The following is a 21153-nucleotide window of genomic DNA, read 5'->3' as shown; positions in this document are numbered from 1 at the left end:
GATTTGGCGTAGAAAAAATGCCAATTTCGGGTTTTCTGGCCGTCTGCCTCCCCGTTCAAACCTGCTTTCATGCGTGCGCTTCGTATTAAAGATTGCTTGAATGTGACTTCACCCAATTAAAGAATTCTTTCGCACCGTCCGCGCCACTGGCACCCATCAGCCAGCATTTGAAGCGCGTCGGGGCGATTGAACTGCAGCGACTGATGTGTCCATGCTCCCACTGGCCTGGTCGCCACGCCCCTCGGGTAAAGTCTGACCATAAGAATTCCGAAGGGGAGGGGAGCATGCTTATCAAATCAGCCGACGACAAGTCCAGGCGCCTGGGGTTGCTGCAGGATTTACAGCAGTCACCCCTGCTGGACGGTGCGATCCTTTTCCTACACGACAGGGGATATGCTCTGAAGGTTATTGATTCCCCATTCCGTTACCGCGAACCTAGCCGGTTTCACCCCGTTCAGTCGAAAAGCGCGATCTTTTAGCTATGCCTTCATCCACGTCAATCTACGACCAATCCCCTGGCGCGCTCCGCCACAGCGTTAAAGAGGGTGAGATCGAATACGGCTTCATCGGCAAGTTGCAGGGCCTGAAATACGGATACCGTCCCGACATTCGCGACCGCGCCGCGCTCGAGGCCAACTTTCGCGACAAGTTCCAGGAACTCAACCGCGTCAAACTCACCGACGAGGAGTTCGCTCGCCTGCTCGAAGAGATCACCACACCCGATGTCTTCACCGCCGCACAGACCCTGCGCACGCGCACCAGCTTCATCCGCGCAGACGGCACGCCGCTGAACTACACGCTGGTCAATATCGACGACTGGTGCAAAAACACCTTCGAGGTTGTCAACCAACTGCGAATCAACACCGATTACAGCCACCACCGCTTCGATGTCGTTCTGCTGATCAACGGCGTGCCCGTGGTGCAGATCGAACTCAAGACCCTGGGCATCAACCCCCGCCGAGCCATCGAGCAAATTGTCGAATACAAGAACGACCCCGGCAACGGCTTTGCGCGCACGCTGCTGTGCTTCATGCAGGTTTTCGTCGTCAGTAACCAGCATTCCACTTACTACTTTGCCAACAACAACGCCCGGCACTTCAGCTTCAATGCCGACGAGCGCTTCTTGCCGATCTACCAGTTCGCCGCACCTGACAACACCAAGATCAACGGGCTCGATGAGTTTGCCGATGTTTTCCTCGCGAAGTGCACGCTCGGCCAAATGATCAGTCGTTACATGGTGCTAGTAGCCAGCGAGCAGAAGCTCCTGATGATGCGGCCGTATCAGATCTATGCTGTTAAGAACATCGTCAAATGCATTGAAGAGAACAGCGGCAACGGCTACATCTGGCACACCACCGGTAGCGGCAAGACGCTCACCAGCTTCAAGGCTTCCACGCTGCTCAAGGCCAATCCGAACATTGAGAAATGCCTCTTTGTGGTCGACCGCAAAGACCTTGACCGCCAGACCCGCGAGGAATTCAACCGTTTCCAGGAAGGCTGCGTCGAGAGCAACACCAATACCGGCGAACTGGTTCGCCGCCTATTGTCCGACGACGCGGCCGACAAGGTCATCGTTTGCACCATTCAGAAGCTCGGCCTTGCGCTGAACGAAAACAGCAGGCGCAACAAGAGTCGCGAAACGCGCGGGCTCTCCACTTATGCCGTCCAGCTCGAAGCGCTGCGCGACAAGCGCATCATCTTCATCTTCGACGAATGCCACCGATCGCAGTTTGGCGAGAACCACCAAACCATTAAGGAGTTCTTCCCCAAGGCCCAGCTCTTCGGCTTTACCGGCACGCCAATCTTTTCGGACAACGCTACCTACAAGCAGATCACGGGTGAAGAGCAAACGCTGAAGACCACTGAAGACCTTTTCCAGCAGTGCCTGCACGAATACACCATCACCCACGCAATTGAAGATCGCAACGTCCTGAAGTTTCACGTCGACTATTTCAAGCCCGACGGTAAGAACCCGCCCAAGCAGGGCGAGAAGATCGCCAAGCGTGCAATCATTGAAGCCATCCTCACCAAGCACGATGCCGCCACCGGCGCGCGCAAGTTCAACGCCATCTTCGCCACGGCATCAATCAACGACGCCATCGAGTACTACCGCCTGTTCGATGAAGCCCAGGCTGAGAAGCAGCAGGCTGATGCCAGCTTCGTTCCGCTGAATGTCGCCGCCGTGTTCTCACCGCCCAGCGATGTGAGTGCCGATGTGCGCCAGTTGCAGGAAGACCTGCCTACCGAGTTGGAAGACAATAAGCAAGAGCCAGACGCCAAGAAGGCCGCGCTTGCCGGACTCGTCGCCAGCTACAACGCCCGCTTCGGTACCAACCACCGCATCGAAGAGTTCGACCTCTACTATCAGGACGTACAGCAACGCATCAAAGACCAGCAATGGCCCGATGCAGATCTGCGCAAAGCGAACCCGGGCGCCGCGCAACACAAGATCGACATCACCATCGTTGTTGACATGCTGCTCACCGGCTTCGACAGCAAGTACCTCAATACCCTTTACGTCGACAAGAACCTCAAGCACCACGGTCTCATTCAGGCCTTCAGTCGCACTAACCGCGTGCTCAACGACACCAAGCCCTACGGCCACATTCTTGACTTCCGTGGTCAGGAAGACGCGGTAAAAGCAGCAATTACGATGTTTTCCGGCGCAGCGGATAAGGCGCGTGCACGCGAAATCTGGCTGGTCGACAAGGCTCCCGTTGTCATTGAAAAATTGCAAGAGGCGAAGGTTGCCTTGCAGAGCTACATGCAGGCACACGGGCTTTCAAGCAAACCCGAAGACGTTGCCAAGCTAATGGGTGACGAAGCCCGCGTCGGCTTCGTCAAGGCCTTCAAGGACGTGCAGAAGCTGCAAACCCAGCTCGACCAGTACACCGACGTCACGCCCGAGCAGGCAGAAACCATCCACACCATCCTGCCGCCAGACGAACTCAACGCCTTCCGCGGCCAGTACCTGGAAATCGCCAAGCGCTTGCGCGACGAGCGCGCGAGCGCGGGCAACCGTGCGGTCGACGACAGAAACGAAGACTTGGCGCAGCTCGATTTCGAGTTCGTGCTCTTTGCCTCTGCGACGATTGATTACGACTACATCATGAAGCTCATTGCCGACTTTTCCACCAAGAAACCTGGCAAGGCCACCATGAGCCGCGAGCAACTGGTCGGCTTGATCGCGAGCGACGCCAAGTTCATCGACGAGCGCGACGACATCACCGAGTACGTCATGAGCTTGAAGGCCGGCGAAGGATTGGACGAGCGTGCCATCCGTGCCGGCTACCAGCAGTTCAAGGCTGTTAAGGCCGCGCGTGAGCTGACCGACGTCGCCGCTTGCCACGGCCTTACAGCTGCCGCACTGCAAAGCTTTGTGGACAGCGTGCTGGAGCGCCGCATCTTCGACGGCGAACAGCTTACCGAACTATTGACTCCGCTGGATCTAGGTTGGAAGGCCCGCACACAGAAGGAACTTGCCTTAATGAGCGAGCTGGTACCACTGCTCAAGAAGCGCGCCGGAGGTCGGGAGATTTCTGGTCTCCAAGCTTACGAGGATTGAGCGATGAAGAAGGAAAAAAAAGCCGTTTCGCCAAAATTGAGATTTCCGGAGTTCCGCGGAAGCGGCGGGTGGAGAGCCGGGCGCATGGACTCGCTCTACTCGTTCGTGCGAAACAACACGCTATCCCGGGACAAACTTAATTACGAGGCAGGTACGGTTAAAAACATTCATTACGGCGATATTCATACGAAGTTTTCAACTCTGTTTGACATCACTAAAGAGTCCGTGCCGTACATCAACGAAACCGAAGAGCTTCCGGAAGTCGATTCCGATGATTACTGCGTCGAAGGCGACATCATCTTTGCAGATTCATCGGAGGACACGAACGATGTAGGGAAGTGCGTCGAAATTCTTCGACTGGAAGGTCAGCTATTGCTTGGGGGACAGCATACGATTCTCGCGCGCCGGAAGAACGACGAGCTGATTATTGGGTTTGGCGGGCATGTTTTTCAGTCGGTTCGAGTTCGTTCGCAAATCCAGCACGAAGCCCAGGGCACGAAGGTCTATGCGATTTCGCCTACGCGATTGGCACGTATTGAAATTACCTATCCAGGCAATCAGGATGAGCAACGAAAAATCGCCGACTGTCTGACTTCGCTGGACGATGTGGTGGCCGCTCAGAGCCGGAAAGTGGAGGCTCTGAAAGTCTACAAGCGCGGCTTGATCCAACAACTGTTTCCTCGCGAAGGCGAAGCCGACCCCCGTCTCCGCTTTCCCGGGTTCGCCAGCAATGGCGCTTGGCATTTCCAAAAGATTGGCAGTTTGCTGAGCAAAGCCTCCTTGCCGGTGGGCGTCGAGGCCGAAAAGACGTATCGCGAAATCGGAATTCGATCGCATGGAAAAGGCATCTTTCACAAGGGGCCAGTTCTTGGAAAAGTCATTGGTGACAAACGCGTGTTCCATGTGGTGCGAGATGCACTTGTTCTTAATATTGTTTTTGCATGGGAGCAAGCAGTAGCGACAACTTCTGAAAAGGAAGTTGGGATGATCGCCTCTCATAGATTTCCAATGCATGTGGCGAAACCTGGCAAGTGCGATGTCGAGTACGTCAAAGGGTTCTTTCTCACCAAAGAAGGCAAGCGCTTATTGGGAGTGGCATCGCCGGGTGGAGCGGGTAGAAATAAGACGTTGGGTCAGAAGGAATTTGAGAGCATAGAAGTCGCTTTGCCGGTTTCAGTTAATGAGCAAACGAGAATCGCCAACTGCCTGTCGTCGCTCGACAGAAAAATTACCATTGAATCCGGCAAACTCGGTTCCTTGAAGATGCACAAGAAGGGTCTCATGCAGCAGCTTTTTCCCGCGCTGGAGAATAGGTAAGTCATGGCCAATGTGAGCTACTTCAATTTAACTTGGCTTGCGGAGCATCTCCGCGAAGAACTGCGAGCTAAGAAGACCATCTTGCTTTACGCCTATAACGGTACTGGCAAGACGCGCTTGTGCACGACGTTCAAAGATCTTGGCAAAGAAGTCAACAAGGACGGCGAAGTGACGACTCGCGATACCTTGTATTTCAATGCTTATACGGAAGATTTGTTTATTTGGGACAATGACCTGGAGAACGATCAAGAGCGAGTCCTTGAACTTAATACCGACTCGAAGTTCTTCAATGGTCTTCGCGAACTGGAGATGGAGGTCAAAATAGGCAAGTTTTTGGATCGTTATGCCGATTTCAGCTTCTACATCGACTACGACCGTCGCAAGCAGGACCGCTCTGACAATGCAGAGATGAAGTTGCCGCCTGCTGTGTTGTTCTTCCGCGAACGAGACGAAAGCGGAGATCCCATTCCGATCAAGGCATCTCGTGGCGAGGAGAGTATTTTCATCTGGTGTTTCTTCTTGGCCATTGTGCAACTTGTGTTGGACCAGGCGGAGTCCTATAAGTGGGTGCGCTACATCTACATTGACGATCCGATGTCGTCGCTCGACGAAGGTAACGTGGTGATGGTTGCGCACCATCTTGCACAAATGCTGAAAGACCCACCCAGAGATTTACGAGTAGTTGTTTCGACTCACCATGTGCTGTTCTTCAACGTGCTGTGCAATGAAATCAGTAAGCCCAGGAAGTACTTTTTGACGCGAGAGCGGCGTGGGCGTGGCTTTACCGTTCAGGAAACCGATAGCACGCCATTTCTTTACCATCTGTCCTCGCTAGTTGAACTGGATCGGGTGGAGCGATCCGGCGAGGTGTACACCCATCACTTCAACATGATGCGCCGGGTGATGGAGCAGACAGCCAGCTTCTTTGGCTACGACAAGTGGGAAGAGTGCATCAAGCCCGAGGCCGACGACATCAACCATACCGGCTACAAACGAGTAATCGACCTGATGAGCCACGGCGACTATTCGCTGTATGAGCCAAGGGAAATGCTGCCGGAGAATAAGGAACATTTCGGCAGAGCGCTGCGGCAATTCATCAACACCCATCCATTCAGTCCGGCACTGTTTGGCGGTTCGCCATGAGCAAACTCAATGGCACTGCAATGCATGCTTAGGAAACGACCAAAACCATGACCGAACAAGATCAGAAACAACTGGGCAAAACCCTCTGGAACATCGCGGACCAATTACGCGGGTCGATGAACGCTGACGACTTCCGCGACTACATGCTGTCCTTTTTGTTTCTGCGCTACCTTTCAGACAACTACGAGCAGGCGGCGAAGAAAGAGCTCGGGACGGATTATCCGAGCGACATCGACAACTCCGTATCCACCCCACTGCAACTTTGGTACGAAGCGAATCTTGAAGACGTCCCAGCTTTTGAAAAGCAAATGCGCCGCAAGCTGCACTATGTGATAAAGCCGCAGTTCCTCTGGGGGAACATCGTGCAAATGGCGAAATTTCAGGACGGTGAGTTGCTTGATACCCTGCAGAAGGGTTTCAAGTACATCGAGGAAGACTCGTTCCAGAGCAATTTCCAAGGCCTGTTTTCGGAGATCAACCTCGGCTCCGACAAGCTGGGTCGCAAGTACGACGATCGCAATGCCAAGCTGTGCTCAATCATCTCGGAGCTGGCGCGCGGTATGTCGCTGTTCTCCACCGACACCGACACCCTGGGCGACGCTTATGAGTACCTGATTGGTCAGTTTGCGGCGGGCTCGGGCAAGAAGGCGGGGGAGTTCTATACGCCCCAGCAAATCTCAAACATCCTCTCGGCCATCGTGACGCTCGATAGCCAGGAGCCGAAAGAGGGGCCGCGCAAGAAGTTGGAGAGTGTGTTCGACTTCGCCTGCGGCTCGGGCTCGCTGCTGCTGAATATCCGGCACCGCATAAAGAAAGCGGGCGGCAACATCGGCAAAATCTACGGGCAGGAATACAACGTCACCACCTACAACCTGGCGCGCATGAACATGCTGCTGCACGGCGTGAAAGACACCGAGTTCGAGATCTACCACGGCGATACGCTGACTAATGCCTGGGATTTCCTGCGTGAGACCAATCCGGCGAAGAGGCCGCAGTTTGACGCGGTGGTGGCTAACCCGCCCTTCAGCTACCGTTGGGAGCCCACTGACGCGATCAGCGAGGACATGCGCTTCAAAAACCACGGTATCGCACCGAAGAGCGCGGCCGACTTTGCCTTCCTGCTGCACGGGCTGCACTATCTCAAGGATGATGGTGTGATGGCCATCATCCTGCCGCACGGGGTCTTGTTCCGTGGCGGCGCGGAGGAGCGCATCCGACGCAAGCTGCTACAAGACGGGCACATCGATACCGTGATCGGGCTCCCAGCGAACTTGTTTTACTCAACGGGCATCCCGGTCTGCATCCTTGTGCTGAAGAAGTGCAAGAAGCCCGACGATGTGCTCTTCATCAACGCTGCCGATCATTTTGAGAAGGGCAAACGGCAGAACCAGCTGACGCAGGCGAACATCGACAAGATCGTTGAAACATATCAGTTCCGCAAGGAAGAACCACGCTATGCGCGGCGTGTGAGCATGGAGGAGATCGCTCTTAAACACGATTTCAACCTGAATATCGCGCGCTATGTTAGTACTTCGGTGGCGGAAGAAGAGATCAACCTCAAGGCGGTGCACGACCAACTGGTCGGCATCGAGGAAGATATCGCTAAGGCACGAGAAAAACACAACGACTTTCTCAGGGAGCTAGGCTTGCCCTTGCTGCCCTGATGCAGTTGCTATCTATCGAATTGGTCGAGCCCTGGATTGCTGCTTACGAAGGACGCAAGCCGCATAGCTCAGTCTGACTGAAATAACAAAGCCCGTCAGGCTCCCACCTGACGGGCTTTTGTCTTTGGGACTTGAATCGGCTTACTTACCCAACTTCAAAAAGTCATCCCCCTTGCCCAACTCCAGCATCCCAGCATTGGAGTAAATCCCCAGCTTGGCGCGGGTGTCGGTGATGTCCAGATTGCGCATGGTCAGTTGCCCAATGCGGTCCAGCGGCGAGAACGGCGCGTCTTCTACTTTTTCCATGCTCAGGCGCTCAGGCGCATAGGTCAGGTTGGGTGATTCGGTGTTCAGCAGTGAGTAGTCGTTACCGCGGCGCAGTTCCAGCGTGACGGTGCCGGTGATGGCGCTGGCGATCCAGCGTTGGGCGGTTTCGCGCAGCATGATGGCCTGGCTGTCGAACCAGCGGCCCTGGTACAGCAGGCGGCCGAGCTTGCGGCCGTTGTCGCGGTACTGCTCGATGGTATCTTCGTTGTGGATGCCGGTGACCAGGCGCTCGTAGGCAATGAACAGCAGCGCCAGGCCGGGGGCTTCGTAGATGCCGCGGCTTTTCGCCTCGATGATGCGGTTTTCGATCTGGTCGCTCATGCCCAGGCCGTGGCGGCCGCCGATTTCGTTGGCCTTGAGGATCAGGCTCACCAGGTCGGGGTAGTGCATGCCGTTCAGTGCCACGGGGCGGCCTTCTTCAAAGGTCACGCTCACTTCTTCGGCCTTGACGAAGCAGTCGTCTTTCCAGAACGGCACGCCCATGATGGGGTTGACGATCTTGATGCCGCTGTTGAGGTTTTCCAGGTCTTTGGCTTCGTGCGTCGCGCCCAGCATGTTGCTGTCGGTGCTGTAGGCCTTCTCGGCGCTCATCTTGTAGCCAAAGCCATTGGCCGTCATGAAGGCGCTCATCTCGGAGCGGCCGCCCAGCTCGTCGATGAACTGCTGGTCCAGCCAGGGCTTGTAAATCTTCAGCGCGGGGTTGGTCAGCAGGCCGTAGCGGTAAAAGCGCTCGATGTCGTTGCCCTTGAAGGTGCTGCCGTCGCCCCAGATGTTGACGTCGTCTTCCTTCATGGCGCTGACCAGCATGGTGCCGGTCACGGCGCGGCCCAGCGGCGTGGTGTTGAAGTAGGTGGAGCCCGCGGTGGTGATGTGGAAGGCGCCGGCCTGCAGCGCGGCCAGGCCTTCAGCAGCCAGTTGCGGGCGGCAATCAATCAGGCGCGCCTTGATGGCGCCGTACTCCATGGCCTTGCGCGGAATCTCGTCGTAGTCGGCCTCGTCGGGCTGACCCAGGTTGGCGGTATAGGCATAGGGCAGGGCGCCCTTCTGTTTCATCCACAAGAGCGCGGCGCTGGTGTCAAGGCCCCCGGAGAAGGCGATGCCGACCTTTTGGCCGGCGGGGATGTTTTGCAGGATGGTGTTAGACATGAAATTGGCCTCTAGCCCTTGTGGAGTAAGCGCAGGCTGCTATGAAATTAAGAGTAAGTCGCTGCGGATCAACCGAAGTGGCAGATGTAGTGGTAGGCCTCGCCGACACGGATGTCGAAGCTCGAGTTGCCCGGCACGCTGAATTTTTCGCCCGGTGCGGAGGTGAGCCAGGCGTCGCTGCCGGCGAGTTTGTACTCGCAGGCGCCGGCCACACATTCCATGATTTCGGGTGCGCCGGTCTTGAAGGTCAGTGTCGAGGGCAGCACCACACCGACGGATTTTTTGGTGCCATCGGGAAAGGTGATGCCGTGGCTCACGCACTTGCCGTCGAAATAGACATTGGCCTGGGTGGTGACGCTGATGTTGTCGATTTTTTCTGTAGTCATGGTGGTGTGAAAGTGGGCGGGGAAAACATCCGGCTGCCGGGCTGGGGATGCAAAACCCCTGATTTTAGGTCACCCGGGCCTCTTGCACGTCGCGGGATGGTCTTGACCGGGCAAGGGCACCTGAATCCGTTCGCCGGGTTCGGGCGTATCACGAATGCAAGACAATCAGGTCCATGAAAGCAGAAAGCCCGGATACCCAATTGATCGCGCTCATAGACCGCGTGGCGCTGGCCGATGAATCGGCCCTCAGGGAGCTGTATGAGCTGACCTCTTCCAAGCTGTATGGTGTGGCGGTACGTGTGGTCAGCAACCGGAGCTGGGCCGAGGACGTGCTGCAGGAGGCCTTCATCAACATCTGGCGCATTGCGGGCGACTACAAGGCCACGCTGTCGCCGCCCATGGCCTGGCTGTGCCTGATCGTGCGCAGCCGGGGGCTGGACTTTCTGCGGCGCCGCAACTCCGACCGGGCCGATGCGGTGCAGGAGCTCGACGATGTGATGTCCGACACGATAGAAGGCGACTCCGCCAACCCGATGGACACCGCCCTGGCCGGCGAGCAGGCCTGGGCCCTGCACCAGTGCCTGAGCCAGTTGGGCAACAAGCAGCGCGAGGTGGTGAGCCTGGCCTACCTGCGCGATTTGAGCCACGGGGAGCTGGCCGAGCAGCTCAAGCTGCCGCTGGGCACCGTGAAGACCTGGATACGCCGCGGCCTGGAGCAGCTGCGCGGCTGTATGGCCCGGTTTGCATGAGATGAAACCGATGTTTGTTTTGTTTGCCCTGTTTGCCCTGTCTGTTCCTGCTGCGTTGCGGCGGGAAACTTCTGAAGAAGGTGGCGTATGAACCTGACCCGCAATCCCGCGCTGATCGATCAGCTGGCGGCCAGTTATGCGCTGGGCACCTTGCGTGGCGGTGCTCGGCGACGGTTCGAGGAACTGGCGCGCACCCATGCCTCCGTGCGTGCCGCCGCGCTGATCTGGCAAGGGCGCATGGCGTCGGTCACCGAACTGCAGGCGCAGCAGGCGCCCAGCCCGGCGGTCTGGAAGCGGATTGAAAACCTCGTCCAGGCGGACAAGCAGGCACGGGCCATGCAGGCTGCGCGCCAGGCGCCGGTGGTTGGGGCCGGCGGCGGCTGGTGGGCCAGCCTGGGCTTGTGGCGCGGAGCTTCGGCAGCCGGTGCCATGGCGGCGGTGGTGGCCGTGGTTACCGGGTTGAACCTGAACACCGCGCTCAACGGCCAGGTGCAGGAACTCAGCGCCCGGCTGGCGGCCACCCCCGAAATCCGTTATGTGGCGGTGCTTGCCGACGACAAGGCCGCGCCCGCGGTGCTGGTGACCTACGACCCCAAACACAGCCAGCTGCAGCTCAAACATGTGGGCCAGTTCCACACCGGGCCGGACAAGTCCCTGCAGTTGTGGGCGCTGCCGCAGGGCGGTGGACCCAAGTCATTGGGCGTGCTCGGTGAGGGCACGGTGATCCGCCTGCCTGCCGGCAGTAGTGACGTGAACAACGTGCCGGCGCTGGCCCTCAGCCTGGAACCCCGGGGCGGCGTCCCGGCGGGCAGCGGGCCGAGCGGGCCGGTGTTGTTCAAGGGGGCGTTGCTCCAGACCGCGCTGTAAGGCCGGAAAGCGCTTCAGGCCTCAGCGGCGGGCAACAAAAAAGGGGCTGAAAAGCCCCTTTTCTATTGACCGGCTTAGCGCCAGTGGCGGTGTCCGTAGCTGCCGCGGCTGTAACCGAAATTGAGCGACACGCCCACCGGCGGGTAGTAAGGCCGCGGGTAATAACCGGGGTAGGCGACCACCGCCGGCTGCACATAGACCGGCTGCGAATACACCGGTTGGGCATAGACAGGCTGTGAATAAACAGGTTGGGTGTAGACAGGCTGCGAGTACACCGGCTGGGCTGGCTGGGCATAACCGGGCTGAACACCGGCCTGCGGCGCAGGCATGGCGCCCACCGGCGTGACCTGCAGCCGGACGTACAGGCCGGGGTCACTGGGCATTTGCACGGTGTACTGCTTGTCGGCGTATTCGTAGACCACGTTGTAGTGCGAGGTGCGGTTTTCGTAGGAAGTCTGGGTGCCGCACTGCTGCACGTTCTGCACCTGGCTGCGGTTGCCTTCGATGTTGTTGCCGACCATGGCGCCACCGACCAGGCCGATCACGGTCGCCAGGGCGCGCCCGCCGCCGTCGCCGATGGCATTGCCCATGGCGCCGCCGGCCAGGGCGCCCATCACGGCGCCGGCGCCCGAGGGCGGGGCTTCGGTGATCATGGGCTGGGTGGTGCAGACCTGGCGCGGCACGCTGACCTGCTGGACCACCGGCGTGCTGGAGATCACGCGTGCCAGGATGTCCGTGGCCGATGCGTTGACGGCAAACAGCCCGGAGGCTGCGGCAACAGCGGATAAAACAAGTGCATTTTTCATGGTTCAAATCCCTTTTCAGCCTGCTGGAAGAGCCCCGCCCGGGGCGGCCAAAACGACGGCTATCAGTTTAATGATTCAGAGTGGATTTGGTGCACACAAGTTCAGTAAAGCCCTGTAAAGCTGGCCCGGGACCCGGCCGTTTCAAAGCCGTTCAGACCAGCTTTTTTCGTCAAAACCGACCGTGACCTGCGACCCCCAGTCCACCACCGGGCGCTTGATGACGCTGGGCTGCGCCAGCATGAGGGCCCGGGCGCTGGCCGCGTCCACCGTGGCGGCCTGCAGTTGCGGGTCCAGCTTGCGCCAGGTCGTGCCCTGGCGGTTGACGAGTTTTTCCCAGCCCACCGCGCGCTCCCAGGCGGTGAGCCGGTCTGCCGGCACGCCCTGTTTTTTGAAGTCATGAAAAGTGTGGGCAACATCGTGCGCAGCCAGCCAGGCGCGGGCTTTTTTGACGGTGTCGCAGTTGGGAATGCCGTAAACAGTGATCATGTCTTCATTTTCGCATGGTTTGGCATAAAATTGGCTCTTTCCCCTTGATGGACGGGCGCAGGTAGCTATGAATTTGATAGCTGTGCAACCCCATCCGGGGTACGGTCGGGCCCGCACCAACAAGGGGCGTGGCGCGGCAGCGGCGACAATACCGCTTCCATGGACAAGCCCACCACCCTAGCCGACTGGCTCGCACACTGCGAGCGCCTGCACCCCCACGCCATTGACCTCGGACTGGAGCGCGTGCGCAGCGTCGCCGAACGCATGGTGCTGCGTTTTGACTGCCCGGTCATCACCGTTGCCGGCACCAACGGCAAGGGGTCGAGCTGCGCCATGCTCGAAGCCATCCTCGGGCAGGCCGGTTACCGCACCGGCGTCTACACCTCGCCGCACCTGGTGCATTTTGAAGAACGCTGCCGCATCCGCGGCGAGATGGCTAGAGCTGACCAGCTGCTGCCGCATTTCGAGCGGGTCGAGGCGCTGCGCGGTGACATTTCGCTGACGTATTTCGAGTTCACCATGCTCGCCATCTTCAGCCTGATGGCCGCGTCCGGCCTGGACGTGGTCATCCTCGAAGTCGGCGTCGGCGGGCGGCTCGACTCGGTCAACATCATTGATGCCGACTGCGCATTGATCACCAGCATCGACATCGACCACACCGAACTGCTGGGCAAGGACCGTGAAAGCATTGGTTTTGAAAAAGCCGGCATCATGCGCGCCGGCAAGCCTGCGGTGGTGGGCGACCCGGTGCCGCCGCAAAGCGTGCTGGACCATGCTGCCGAAGTGGGTGCTGACCTGTGGCGCCTGGGCCATGACTTCAACTTCTCCGGTGACAAGCAGCAGTGGGCCTGGGCCGGCCGCGGCAGGCGTTATGCGGGCCTGGCCTACCCGGCGCTGCGCGGCGCCAACCAGCTGGTCAACGCCTCGGGCGTGCTGGCCGCGCTGACGGCCCTGCGCGACCGCCTGCCGGTGACCGCGCAGGCGGTGCGTAACGGGCTCGGCATGGTGGAGTTGCCAGGCCGCTTCCAGATCATTTCCGGCCAGCCGACGCTGGTGCTGGACGTGGCGCACAACCCGCACGCGGTGGCGGCGCTCACGGAGAACCTCGACGCCATGGGTTTTTACCCCTGCACCCACGGCGTATTCGGCGCCATGGCCGACAAGGACCTGGCGCAGATGCTCAAGCGGGTGGGGCCACTGGTGGACCGCTGGTATTTCACCGACCTGCCGACCGCCCGCGCGGCCAAAGCCGACGATTTGCTGGCCACGTGGCAGGCGCTGAACACCCGCCAGGATGCCCGCGCCAGCGTGTATGCCGACCCGGTGCAGGCCCTGCAGGCCGCCGTCGCCGCCGCAGACCCCGCTGATAGAATTGTGGTGTTCGGATCGTTCTATACGGTGGGTGGTGTTTTGAAGGACGGCCTGCCGCGTCTTTTCGCCCCGCACGCTGCGCCTGAGCGCCACGCTTCATCAACCGATACCTAGGGCCTGTTCCCACTATTTATGCAAGATGCGTTGCGAGTCAAAAAGGCCATGCGCGAGGCGCAAAATGCAGCCGGGCTGGCGCCCGGCAAGGCTTTGCAACGCTGCGCATGGCCTTTTTGGCCGCAACCCGGAGGGAACGTGGTTAAAACAGCACCACTCGTCGTTGCACTCCTAGCCCAGCCGCCCAGGCTGAGCGTCGTCGCGCGCCTAGATTGGCGCTTTTTTAACCACGTTCGCACTTGCATAAATAGTGTGAACAGGCCCTAAGATACCGTCATCGCCATGCCGTTTTTCAACTTTCGCCGGGGCCAACCTTCTGCTGCTGCCGGGTCTGCCGCCCAGACCGAGAGTGTGGAAGTGATGCGCAAACGCGCCAAGCACCGCCTGATAGGTGCGGTGGTGCTGGTGCTGGCCGGGGTGATCGGTTTCCCCCTGTTGTTCGACACCCAGCCACGGCCGGTCGCGGTCGATATTCCGATCGAGATCCCTGCCAAGAGCGGGGTCAAGCCGCTGATGATGCCGGCCACAGCCCCAGCCGTTGCAGCCAGCGCGGTGCCGGCAGGCAGCGAGAAGGTCGCCACGCCGACCAGCCTCTCGCCCCGCGAAGAAATCATCACGGAAAAAAAGGCCGAGGCGCCCGCTGAATCTGCGCAGACTGCTATCAAAAAAGAAGCAAAACTAGAGCCAAAACCCGAACCGAAGCCAGAACCCAAACCAGAGCCCAAGGTCGCGGCCAAAACGTCCGCAACACCACCTGCCGCCGACGAGAGTGCCCGTGCCAAGGCCCTGCTCGAAGGCAAGGTGCCTGCCGCCGCGCCCGCCGCCAAGGCCGCGCCGGCCGAGGCGGAAGGCCGCCTGGTGGTGCAGGTCGGCGCTTTCGCCGACGCCGACAAGGCCCGGGAAGTGCGCCAGAAACTGGAACGGGCGGGGCTCAAGACCTACACCCAGGTGGCCGAGACCAAGGACGGCAAGCGCATTCGCGTGCGGGTCGGGCCTTTTGCCAGCAAGGCCGATGCCGACAAGGCGGCCAGCAAGATCAAAGGCCTTGATTTGCCGGCCGCCATCCTGACCTTGTAGCGTGGCTGTTGCGGACTGGGCGTTTCTGGGGGTGTTGGTGGTGTCGCTGATCATCGGCGCGTGGCGGGGGCTGGTGTACGAAATCCTGTCCGTCCTCGGCTGGGCGCTGTCGTTTTACATCGCGCAATGGTTTGCGCCGGCGGTGGCTGCCGTACTGCCGCTGCAGAGTGCGTCCGATCCGGTGCGCTACGCCGCGGCCTTTGTACTGATTTTCATCGTGTCCGTGTTTCTGGCGGGCCTGCTGGCGGTGTTGTTCAAGAAGCTGGTGGAGGCCATCGGCCTGCGGCCGGTGGACCGCACCCTGGGGGCGGCTTTTGGCCTGGTGCGCGGGGTGATCCTGCTGCTGGCGGTGACGGTGGTCGTCAACATGACCGCGTTCAAGGCCAGCGCCTGGTGGCAGGAGTCCGTCGGTGCCGGCGTGCTGACCGCGGCGGTCAAGGGCCTGAAGCCGGTGTTGCCCGAACAGTTTGCAAAGTACCTCTAATGATTGGCGAATTGATGAACGGAAATGTATGTGCGGAATAGTTGGCGTTGTCAGTAACGCACCGGTGAACCAGCTGATTTACGACGGGCTGCTTCTGCTGCAGCACCGTGGCCAGGATGCGGCCGGGATTGTCACGCAGCAAGGACGCAAGTTCTTCATGCACAAGGCCAAGGGCATGGTGCGCGACGTCTTTCGCACGCGCAACATGCGCGCGCTGCCGGGCAACGTGGGCCTGGGCCAGGTGCGTTACCCAACGGCCGGCAACGCCTTCAGCGAAGACGAGGCGCAGCCGTTTTACGTCAACGCGCCGTTTGGCCTGGTGCTGTCGCACAACGGCAACCTGACCAACGCTGCCGAACTCAAGGCGGAACTGTTCAACACCGACCACCGCCACATCAACACCGACAGCGACTCCGAAGTGCTGCTCAACGTACTGGCGCACGAGCTGGAAAAAACCACGCGCGGCCTGCCGCTCACGCCCGCTGACGTGTTTGCGGCCGTGCGCGGCGTGCACAAACGCATCAAGGGTTCGTATGCCGTGGTGGCGCTGATTGCCGGCCACGGCCTGCTGGCTTTTCGCGACCCCTTCGGCATTCGTCCGCTGTGTATCGGCCGCGGCCAGAACGACAGCGGCAACACCGTCATGGTGGCCAGCGAGTCGGTGGCCCTGGAAGGCACGGCCCACCAGTTCGAGCGCGACATCGCGCCGGGCGAGGCGGTGTTTGTGGACATGGAAGGCACGGTCCACGCCGAGCAATGCGCGGCCCATCCGCAGCTCATGCCCTGCATTTTTGAATTTGTCTACCTGGCGCGGCCCGACTCGGTGCTTGACGGCATCTCGGTCTACCAGGCGCGCCTGAACCTGGGCGAGACGCTGGCCAAACGCGTGGTGTCCACCGTGCCACCCAACGAAATCGACGTGATCATTCCTATCCCCGAGTCCAGCCGCCCGAGCGCAACGCAGCTCGCGCACCTGTTGGGCATTCCCTACCGTGAGGGTTTCGTGAAGAACCGTTATGTGGGCCGTACCTTCATCATGCCGGGCCAGGGCGTGCGCAAAAAATCCGTGCGGCAAAAGCTCAATGTGATCGCCAGCGAGTTCAAGGGCCGCAACGTGTTGCTGGTCGATGACTCCATCGTGCGCGGCACCACCAGCCGCGAGATCGTGCAGATGGCGCGTGATGCCGGCGCCAAGAAGGTTTACCTGGCCAGCGCCGCGCCGCCGGTGCGTTACCCCAACGTCTACGGCATCGACATGCCGACCGCAGCCGAGCTGGTGGCGCATGACCGCACGGTCGAGGAAATCCGCGTCGCCATCGGCTGTGATGCGCTGATCTACCAGGATGTCGAAGGCATGAAACGCGCCATCGGTTCGCTCAACGGCAAGCTCGACGGCTTTGACGCCTCGTGTTTCGACGGCGTCTACATCACCGGCGACATCACGCCCGAGAGCATTGCCAAAATGAACGAGCAGCGCGTTGACAGCAGCGAAGACGGCGATGTCGACGTCTCGCGTCTGGCGCTGCCCAACCCGCAGGAAGCCTGAGCATGGCCGACAGAAAACTGCCCGACAACCTGCACCGCGACACGCTGGCCGTGCGCGTGGCGCTGGAATCCAGCCAATACGGCGAACACTCCGAAGCGCTCTACCTGACCAGCGGTTTCGTGCAGCCCGATGCCGAAACCGCGGCCCGGCGTTTTGCCGGCACCGAGGACGGCTACACCTACGGCCGCACGTCCAACCCCACCGTCAGCAGCTTCGAGCGCCGGCTGGCTGCACTGGAGGGCACCGAAGCCGCCATAGGCGCCTCGACCGGCATGGGTGCGATCCTCATGATGTGCATGGGCCTGCTCAAGGCCGGCGACCATGTCGTGTGTTCGCGCTCGATGTTCGGCTCGACGCTGACACTGATCGGCCGTGAATTCGGAAAGTTCGGCGTCGAGACCACCTTTGTCTCGCAGACCGATGTAGCCGAGTGGAAAGCGGCGATCAAGCCCAACACCAAGCTGCTGTTCGCCGAAACGCCGACCAACCCGCTGACCGACGTCTGCGACATTGCCGCCCTGGCCGATCTCGCGCACGGCGCCGGTGCGCTGCTGGCGGTCGACAACTGTTTCTGCACGCCGGCCCTGCAGCGGCCGGCTGAACTGGGTGCTGACCTGGTGATCCACTCCGGCACCAAGTACCTCGATGGCCAGGGCCGCGTGATGGCCGGGGCGATCTGCGGCCCGTCGAAGCTGATCGTCGATGTGTTTGGCCCGGTCGTGCGCACCGCCGGCATGACGCTGTCGCCCTTCAATGCCTGGGTTGTGCTCAAGGGACTCGAAACCCTGGGCATCCGCATGCAGGCGCAGTGCGCCAATGCGCTGGCCGTGGCCCGCTGGCTGGAAGCGCAGCCCGGCGTGGCGCGCGTTTATTACCCGGGCCTGGCCTCCCACCCGCAGCACGAACTGGCCATGCGCCAGCAGTCGGGGCAGGGCGGTGCCGTGGTGTCGTTCGACGTTGTGGGCAGCGACCCCGACACCGCACGCGCCAATGCTTTCCACGTCATCAACAGCACCCGCGTGCTGAGCATCGCCACCAACCTGGGCGACACCAAGACCATCATCACCCACCCCGGCACCACCTCGCACGGGCGCCTGACCGAAGTGCAGCGGCAGGCCGCCGGCATCGGGCAGGGCCTGATCCGCGTGGCCGTGGGGCTGGAGCATATTGAAGACATCAAGGCCGACCTGCTGCGCGGCTTGGGCACCCTGACATGACACCAAAAACAAGAACCCGGTTTGCACCATCACCGACAGGCTTCATCCATCTCGGCAACATCCGCTCGGCGCTCTACCCCTGGGCTTTTGCACGCGCCACCGGCGGTGACTTCATCCTGCGCATTGAAGACACGGATGTCGAGCGTTCCTCGCAGGCCGCGGTGGACGTGATCATCGAAAGCATGCGCTGGCTGGGCCTGGACTACGACGAAGGTCCGTACTACCAGATGCAGCGCATGGACCGCTACAAGGCGGTGCTGGCCGAGTTGCAGGCCGCAGGCCATGTCTACCCCTGCTACATGAGCATGGCCGAACTTGATGCCCTGCGCGAGAAGCAGATGGCCGAAAAACAGAAACCCCGTTACGACGGCACCTGGCGGCCGGAACCCGGCAAGACCCTGCCACCGGTTCCCGCAGGCGTGCTGCCGGTGCTGCGTTTCAAGAACCCGCAGCACGGCGCCGTGGTCTGGGACGACAAGGTCAAGGGCCGCATCGAGATCAGCAACGACGAGCTCGACGACCTCGTGATCGCGCGGCCCGACGGCACGCCGACCTACAACTTCTGCGTGGTCGTTGACGATCTCGACATGGCGATCACCCATGTGATCCGCGGCGACGACCACATCAACAACACGCCGCGCCAGATCAACATCTTCCGTGCCTTGGGCAAGGATGTGCCGGTTTACGCCCACCTGCCGACCGTGCTCAATGAGCAGGGCGAAAAAATGAGCAAGCGCCACGGTGCCAAGGCGGTCACGCAGTACGCCGAAGAAGGCTACCTGCCTGATGCCATGGTCAACTACCTGGCGCGCCTGGGCTGGAGCCACGGCGACGATGAAATCTTCAGCCGCGAACAGTTCCTGCAATGGTTCAACCTCGACCACCTCGGCAAAAGTGCGGCGCAGTTCGACGAAACCAAGCTGCGCTGGGTCAACGCCCAGCACATCAAGGCGCTGGCCGACGACAGGCTTGCCGAACTGGTGTTGCCCTTCCTCAATGAGCGTGCGCTGGCCGGCCTCGATGCAGACCGGCGCGTGGCCGCCTGCGCCCTGCTGAAAGACCGTTGCAGCACCCTGGTGGAACTGGCCGACTGGATGGGCGTGCTGGTCAGCCATGAGCCGGTCAGTGCTGAAGACATCCAGGCCCATGTGCCGGCCGATGTGGCCCCGGCCGTGTACCAGCTCGCGGAGTTGCTGGCCAGCTGCGAGTGGAACAAGCCGGCGATCGCGGCCGCCATCAAGCAGGTGCTGCTGGACAAGGGCCTGAAGATGCCGCAACTGGCCATGCCGGTACGGGTGTTGGTTGCCGGGCGCCAGCAAACGCCGTCGCTCGATGCTTTTTTGTCATTGATGGACAGGGAAAACGTGATCGCGCGTCTCGTCCACTTGAAAAGGCTCTGATTTTCGGGCTATAATTCAAGGCTCGACGATTGCAGGGAAACTTGCAACAGGGGGGTATAGCTCAGCTGGGAGAGCGCTTGCATGGCATGCAAGAGGTCAGCGGTTCGATCCCGCTTACCTCCACCATTAAATGGTCGAAAAGTTTTTTGAGTAGAGTTTTTTTGGCGGGCCTTTGTGTAAAAACAAAAAGCCTGCTGACGGAAGTTCCAAGGTTTAGACCCTATCGTCTAGAGGCCTAGGACACCACCCTTTCACGGTGGCTACAGGGGTTCGAATCCCCTTAGGGTCGCCAGAATTCTTCACAGCGATGTGAAGCACAAGGCACAAGTTGACAACAAGCCTGCGCAAGCAGGCGACTTGGCTCGAAAGAGCGAAAGTTGTCACTACCAGGAGTGGTAGTTCAGTTGGTTAGAATACCGGCCTGTCACGCCGGGGGTCGCGGGTTCGAGTCCCGTCCACTCCGCCAGTATTGAAGGGTTTGCTGCTATGAAAATAGAAGCAAACCCTTTTTGCTTTGGGCTTCCCTTTGCGCAAGTTCTTCAGGAACTGGCCGCCGCCGCGCGAAACGTGAGGCGACGCCGCGTCAATACCGCTCGCTTCATGATGACGCATCATCCGGCGACGCGACAAGCACCTCCACGCTCAACTTTTCGAGTTCGTCCCTGATGTCCTGGTCGATGCCTGCATCGGTGATGATGCGCGTTACTTTGTCCAGGTGGGCAATCCGGAAGATGGCCTGGGAGTGGAACTTCGACGAGTCCACCATCACGGTGACAGTCTGCGCCGCGTCGATGAAGGCCCGGTTCATGGCGGCCTCCTCTGGCGAAAGCATGGCGATCCCCCCCGAAGGCGAGATGCCGTTGACGCCAAGAAAAGCGGCACGAACCGAGATGTCGTCAAAGGTGCCGGGGGCAGGGCGGCAGACGGTCGCCATTTTCTTGAAGTCAACGGTGCCTGGCAAAAGATAGACGGAAGCGTTCCGGCTTCTGGCGAACTCCATGGCGACCGTCAGTCCGTTGGTCACGACATGCAGGTTTTGGTGACCGCGCAGGGCCTCGGCCAAATGCCGTGAGGTTGTCCCCGCGTTGACCAGAATGCAGTCACCGTCCGAAACATGCTGCGCGGCGAGTTCGGCGATGGCGCGTTTTTCCCGGACATTTTCCCGCTCGCGTTCCGCGTAGCTGATGCTTTCGTAGCGGGCCCAACCCTCGGCAATGACCTCGCCGGAAACGGCGCCGCCACGGGTTCGCTCAACCAGCCCCCGTTCATGGAGTTCGATCAGGTCGCGCCGAATCGTGATGGGCGAGGTCTGAAACCTGTCGGCCAGCGTGTTGACTTCGACCACCCCACCGCTTTGCAGCAGGGCAATGATTTCCTTGTGGCGAGCGGCTTTGAGCATGCGGATCCAGGGTGAAAGATTTGGGGTATTAGAAACCAGAAACAAACAACAAAGAACATTTTTCATTCATGAAAAAGGCCTTCTGAGTC

17 protein-coding genes and 3 tRNA genes are annotated in these 21153 nt (G+C 60.1%); 15 read left to right on the top strand and 5 right to left on the bottom strand.

Annotation, left to right across the window (positions count from 1 at the left end; translation table 11 throughout):
* The first annotated feature begins 481 nt into the window (after window positions 1–481).
* The 4 genes from B7X65_RS03275 to B7X65_RS03260 are packed head-to-tail and all read left to right on the top strand — an operon-like array spanning window position 482 to window position 7689.
* Window positions 482–3565: a type I restriction endonuclease subunit R gene (locus tag B7X65_RS03275; protein ID WP_293592671.1), complete on the top strand. Its 3084-nt coding sequence runs from the start codon at window positions 482–484 to the stop codon at window positions 3563–3565.
* A 3-nt stretch (window positions 3566–3568) separates the two neighbouring features.
* A complete protein-coding gene (locus B7X65_RS03270) occupies window positions 3569–4882 on the top strand; it encodes a restriction endonuclease subunit S (RefSeq protein ID WP_293592669.1) in 1314 nt (437 codons plus the stop codon).
* A 3-nt stretch (window positions 4883–4885) separates the two neighbouring features.
* Window positions 4886–6025, top strand: a complete 1140-nt coding sequence (locus B7X65_RS03265) for an AAA family ATPase (protein WP_293592667.1) — start codon at window positions 4886–4888, stop codon at window positions 6023–6025.
* Window positions 6026–6072: 47 nt separating this feature from the next.
* Window positions 6073–7689 (top strand): type I restriction-modification system subunit M, encoded by a 1617-nt coding sequence (locus B7X65_RS03260; protein WP_293592665.1) that lies wholly within the window; start codon window positions 6073–6075, stop codon window positions 7687–7689.
* Window positions 7690–7830: 141 nt separating this feature from the next.
* Here the strand turns inward: B7X65_RS03260 and argG are convergent, their stop codons facing one another.
* Complete coding sequence (argG, locus tag B7X65_RS03255; protein WP_293592663.1) at window positions 7831–9162, bottom strand: argininosuccinate synthase; 1332 nt, start codon at window positions 9160–9162, stop codon at window positions 7831–7833.
* A 68-nt stretch (window positions 9163–9230) separates the two neighbouring features.
* Window positions 9231–9548, bottom strand: a complete 318-nt coding sequence (locus tag B7X65_RS03250) for a pyrimidine/purine nucleoside phosphorylase (RefSeq protein WP_293592661.1) — start codon at window positions 9546–9548, stop codon at window positions 9231–9233.
* A gap of 173 nt (window positions 9549–9721) precedes the next feature.
* On the opposite strand from B7X65_RS03250, the gene B7X65_RS03245 reads away from it, so the two are divergent.
* Entirely contained in the window at window positions 9722–10297 is a 576-nt protein-coding gene (locus B7X65_RS03245) for a sigma-70 family RNA polymerase sigma factor (protein ID WP_293592659.1), read from the top strand.
* 87 nt (window positions 10298–10384) lie between these two features.
* Window positions 10385–11164, top strand: a complete 780-nt coding sequence (locus tag B7X65_RS03240) for an anti-sigma factor (RefSeq protein ID WP_293592657.1) — start codon at window positions 10385–10387, stop codon at window positions 11162–11164.
* A 74-nt stretch (window positions 11165–11238) separates the two neighbouring features.
* On the opposite strand, the gene B7X65_RS03235 is transcribed toward B7X65_RS03240, so the two are convergent.
* Window positions 11239–11970, bottom strand: coding sequence for a glycine zipper 2TM domain-containing protein (locus tag B7X65_RS03235; protein WP_293592655.1), 732 nt, complete (start codon window positions 11968–11970; stop codon window positions 11239–11241).
* Between the two features lie 141 nt (window positions 11971–12111).
* Window positions 12112–12456, bottom strand: coding sequence for an ArsC family reductase (locus B7X65_RS03230; protein ID WP_293592653.1), 345 nt, complete (start codon window positions 12454–12456; stop codon window positions 12112–12114).
* 159 nt (window positions 12457–12615) lie between these two features.
* Here B7X65_RS03230 and folC point away from each other — a divergent pair, with 159 nt between their 5' ends.
* The 9 genes from folC to B7X65_RS03185 all read left to right on the top strand — a co-directional run bounded on the left by folC (window position 12616) and on the right by B7X65_RS03185 (window position 20131).
* Entirely contained in the window at window positions 12616–13941 is a 1326-nt protein-coding gene (folC, locus tag B7X65_RS03225; RefSeq protein WP_293592651.1) for a bifunctional tetrahydrofolate synthase/dihydrofolate synthase, read from the top strand.
* 282 nt (window positions 13942–14223) lie between these two features.
* The gene (locus B7X65_RS03220; protein WP_293592649.1) at window positions 14224–15018 is read left to right on the top strand and encodes an SPOR domain-containing protein; all 795 of its coding nucleotides are present in this window, start codon (window positions 14224–14226) and stop codon (window positions 15016–15018) included.
* Between the two features lies 1 nt (window position 15019).
* Entirely contained in the window at window positions 15020–15502 is a 483-nt protein-coding gene (locus B7X65_RS03215; protein WP_293592647.1) for a CvpA family protein, read from the top strand.
* Between the two features lie 28 nt (window positions 15503–15530).
* On the top strand, window positions 15531–17048 hold the full coding sequence (gene purF / locus B7X65_RS03210) for an amidophosphoribosyltransferase (RefSeq protein WP_293592645.1): 1518 nt from the start codon (window positions 15531–15533) through the stop codon (window positions 17046–17048).
* A 2-nt stretch (window positions 17049–17050) separates the two neighbouring features.
* Window positions 17051–18265, top strand: a complete 1215-nt coding sequence (locus B7X65_RS03205; protein WP_293592643.1) for an O-succinylhomoserine sulfhydrylase — start codon at window positions 17051–17053, stop codon at window positions 18263–18265.
* Window positions 18262–19665 (top strand): glutamate--tRNA ligase, encoded by a 1404-nt coding sequence (gene gltX, locus B7X65_RS03200; protein WP_293592641.1) that lies wholly within the window; start codon window positions 18262–18264, stop codon window positions 19663–19665. Before B7X65_RS03205 ends, gltX begins: the two co-directional genes overlap by 4 nt.
* A 50-nt stretch (window positions 19666–19715) precedes the next feature.
* Window positions 19716–19791, top strand: a tRNA-Ala gene (locus tag B7X65_RS03195).
* 90 nt (window positions 19792–19881) lie between these two features.
* Window positions 19882–19957, top strand: a tRNA-Glu gene (locus B7X65_RS03190).
* A 97-nt stretch (window positions 19958–20054) separates the two neighbouring features.
* Window positions 20055–20131 (top strand) — tRNA-Asp (locus tag B7X65_RS03185).
* 132 nt (window positions 20132–20263) lie between these two features.
* Here B7X65_RS03185 and B7X65_RS03180 read toward each other — a convergent pair.
* The gene (locus tag B7X65_RS03180) at window positions 20264–21130 is read right to left on the bottom strand and encodes a DeoR/GlpR family DNA-binding transcription regulator (RefSeq protein ID WP_293592639.1); all 867 of its coding nucleotides are present in this window, start codon (window positions 21128–21130) and stop codon (window positions 20264–20266) included.
* Window positions 21131–21153 lie beyond the last annotated feature (23 nt).

It is taken from the genome of Polaromonas sp. 39-63-25 (assembly GCF_002278925.1).
In the GTDB taxonomy this organism is placed as follows: Bacteria; Pseudomonadota; Gammaproteobacteria; order Burkholderiales; family Burkholderiaceae_C; genus Polaromonas.
This window is presented reverse-complemented; position numbering and strand designations above follow the sequence as displayed.

Excerpts from the sequence above, each read along its gene's own strand:
- B7X65_RS03275 (WP_293592671.1), top strand. The coding sequence starts at position 482 with ATGCCTTCATCCACGTCAATCTACGACCAATCCCCTGGCGCGCTCCGC.
- B7X65_RS03270 (WP_293592669.1), top strand. The coding sequence starts at position 3,569 with ATGAAGAAGGAAAAAAAAGCCGTTTCGCCAAAATTGAGATTTCCGGAG.
- B7X65_RS03265 (WP_293592667.1), top strand. The coding sequence starts at position 4,886 with ATGGCCAATGTGAGCTACTTCAATTTAACTTGGCTTGCGGAGCATCTC.
- B7X65_RS03260 (WP_293592665.1), top strand. The coding sequence starts at position 6,073 with ATGACCGAACAAGATCAGAAACAACTGGGCAAAACCCTCTGGAACATC.
- argG (WP_293592663.1), bottom strand. The coding sequence starts at position 9,162 with ATGTCTAACACCATCCTGCAAAACATCCCCGCCGGCCAAAAGGTCGGC.
- B7X65_RS03250 (WP_293592661.1), bottom strand. The coding sequence starts at position 9,548 with ATGACTACAGAAAAAATCGACAACATCAGCGTCACCACCCAGGCCAAT.
- B7X65_RS03245 (WP_293592659.1), top strand. The coding sequence starts at position 9,722 with ATGAAAGCAGAAAGCCCGGATACCCAATTGATCGCGCTCATAGACCGC.
- B7X65_RS03240 (WP_293592657.1), top strand. The coding sequence starts at position 10,385 with ATGAACCTGACCCGCAATCCCGCGCTGATCGATCAGCTGGCGGCCAGT.
- B7X65_RS03235 (WP_293592655.1), bottom strand. The coding sequence starts at position 11,970 with ATGAAAAATGCACTTGTTTTATCCGCTGTTGCCGCAGCCTCCGGGCTG.
- B7X65_RS03230 (WP_293592653.1), bottom strand. The coding sequence starts at position 12,456 with ATGATCACTGTTTACGGCATTCCCAACTGCGACACCGTCAAAAAAGCC.
- folC (WP_293592651.1), top strand. The coding sequence starts at position 12,616 with ATGGACAAGCCCACCACCCTAGCCGACTGGCTCGCACACTGCGAGCGC.
- B7X65_RS03220 (WP_293592649.1), top strand. The coding sequence starts at position 14,224 with ATGCCGTTTTTCAACTTTCGCCGGGGCCAACCTTCTGCTGCTGCCGGG.
- purF (WP_293592645.1), top strand. The coding sequence starts at position 15,531 with ATGTGCGGAATAGTTGGCGTTGTCAGTAACGCACCGGTGAACCAGCTG.
- B7X65_RS03205 (WP_293592643.1), top strand. The coding sequence starts at position 17,051 with ATGGCCGACAGAAAACTGCCCGACAACCTGCACCGCGACACGCTGGCC.
- gltX (WP_293592641.1), top strand. The coding sequence starts at position 18,262 with ATGACACCAAAAACAAGAACCCGGTTTGCACCATCACCGACAGGCTTC.
- B7X65_RS03180 (WP_293592639.1), bottom strand. The coding sequence starts at position 21,130 with ATGAAAAATGTTCTTTGTTGTTTGTTTCTGGTTTCTAATACCCCAAAT.